The 1,524-nt window shown below is 57.8% G+C and carries 2 protein-coding genes; both read left to right on the top strand.

Annotated features, from left to right (window positions below; genetic code table 11):
* Window positions 1-1,029: recombinase family protein (locus H261_RS22800; protein WP_008622692.1), on the top strand; the 1,029-nt coding region annotated here is incomplete at its 5' end.
* Window positions 1,030-1,184: 155 nt separating this feature from the next.
* On the top strand, window positions 1,185-1,524 hold a 340-nt coding region (locus tag H261_RS22805; protein ID WP_008622693.1), incomplete at its 3' end, for an Arm DNA-binding domain-containing protein.

A 1,524-nucleotide genomic window follows, 5' to 3' on the forward strand; every position in this document is an offset into this window, starting at 1 on the left:
GCCAAGAACAAGGATGCAACCAAGAAACTAGCCCCAGTTTGGGGTCCATCAACCATCTACGGCAACTGGCAGCGCGGTACCGGCATCCTTAACAATGAACTCTATATCGGCCAGCTGATCTGGAACCGACAGCACTTTATTAAGGACCCGCGGAGCGGCAAGCGGCAGGCTCGGCTCAACCCACACGAAAGGTGGCTCCGCCAAGAGGTCCCCCATCTTCGGATCATCCCCCAGGATCTTTGGGATGCGGTCAAGGCGAGGCAGGGCATTCACCGCCAGCACCGTCCAGAGAAAGCCCGTCGCCCCGTTCACCTCCTATCTGGCCTGCTGGTCTGCGGCGAGTGCGGTGGAGGGGTCTCGATGATCAGCGCCCATCATTACGGCTGCTCACGTGCCCGTAATTCCGGGACATGTACCAACCGCCTGAATATCCGCAAGGACACCCTGGAATCCCAGGTGCTGGCGGGCCTTCGCCAACATCTGATGCAGCCTGCAGCAGTCAAGGCGTTCGTCGAAGAGTTCACTCGAGAGGTCAATCGCCTGGCCGCCGATCATGATGACCGTCGTGTCCGGCTTGAGACCGAGTTCGACAAGATCGAGATGAAGCAGCGATCCCTGATGGACGCCATCATGGATGGAACACCAGCTCGTTTGGTTAATGCTGAGCTGGCAGCGCTGGAAACTCGCCGGTCGGAGATTGAGGCCCAATTGCAGGCGGTCCCGCCGCCCCTGCCTCGTCTTCATCCCAATCTGCCAGAACTGTTCCGCCGCAAGGTGGAAGACCTGCAGGAGGCATTGCGAGAGCCGGAGACCACCACCCAGGCGGCGCTGGCGCTGCGCGGTCTGATTGATCGCATTCGTTTGGTGCCAGTGAACGGCGCCCTGGAAATCGAGTTGGAAGGCGCCCGGGCGGCGCTCTTGGCGTTGGCGACGCCGGAATCGAAACACCCCCGATCCGGTGAGGGATCGGGGGTGCAGGAAACGGTGGTTGCGGGGGCAGGATTTGAACCTGCGACCTTCAGGTTATGAGCCTTGAGTGCGTAAATTTTGAAAGCCGCAGAAAACATAGAGTAGCGTTGCTTTTCAATGTGTTATATTCGCCAGACAGCGACAGAATGCGGCACAACCTACCGTCAATTCGCCAAGTTTTTCCAATTTTGTACGGACACAGTACGGACACAGATATGGTAGAGCAACTTACCGAAAAACTGGTCAAGGCCCTCCCCTCCCCCACCAAGGGCAACCGCCTCATTTACGACGAGGCGGTCAAGGGCTTCGCTGTCCGCATCACGGCGGCCGGGGCTAAGTCATTCGTCGTGAATTATTACATCCATGGCAGAGAGCGCCGCTACACCATTGGATCCCACCCTGACTGGTCCGTGGCACAGGCACGGGAAGAGGCTAAATTTATTAAAAAGCAGGTGGATCAGGGTAGCGACCCGCTTGGAAAACGCGTTGAAGATCGCGAAGCCAAGACCGTTGGCGATCTTTTCAAGGAATATCAGGAAAAGCATCTGCCGACGT

The sequence above is a fragment of the Paramagnetospirillum caucaseum genome (assembly GCF_000342045.1).
Taxonomy (GTDB): domain Bacteria; phylum Pseudomonadota; class Alphaproteobacteria; order Rhodospirillales; family Magnetospirillaceae; genus Phaeospirillum; species Phaeospirillum caucaseum.